1 protein-coding gene is annotated in these 596 nt (G+C 54.5%); it reads left to right on the top strand.

Features of this window, described 5'->3' with window-relative positions:
- A partial coding sequence (locus AC1RPR_RS08035; RefSeq protein ID WP_481763442.1) for a DNA gyrase subunit A occupies window positions 1–596 on the top strand: 596 nt, incomplete at both ends.

The raw sequence follows: 596 nt of genomic DNA, 5'->3' as shown, positions 1-596 counted from the left end.
GTTTGTCCCGAACTATGATGATTCGGACATCGAGCCTGTGACGCTTCCGGCGATGCTGCCGAACGTTCTGCTGAACGGCGGCGAAGGTATCGGTGTTGGTATTACGACGAGCCTTCCTACGTTTACGCCGGAGTCCGTGGTCGCTATCCTGCAACGGATGCTTAAGGGTGAGGACCTGACGCCGCGCGATTTTGCGAAGACCCTCAAATACTCGCACAAGTACGGCGGTCAGCTCGTCAAGTCCAAAGAGAACCAGAAGGGTTGGCTCTCGATGTTTGAGACTAGCAAGGGGAAGGTCCAGTTCGAGTCGATGATGAACATCGATCGAGATCATAAAACTATCACGATCTCGGACTGGGCCCCGGGCACCAACATCGAAAAGTTCGTGGCCAAGGTCCGGACGTTTGACGAGACGCAACGCTGCTACAACTCGAAGGGCAGCACTACCTACACCATCGAATGCAAGAGTGCGTACAACTACGCGCAGTTCGATAAGTGGGTGGAGAAAGTTCGCAAGGCCACGCTACAGAACCGCAGTCTCAAGATCAACGTGACGCTTAGTGAGGTCGTGGAGACGGACGGCAAGTTCGATTTCG

The organism is Dellaglioa sp. CoH-57-MRSF-22 (assembly GCF_056781895.1).
The sequence above is the reverse complement of the archived record's forward strand: the minus strand, read 5'-3'. Positions and strand labels throughout refer to the sequence as shown.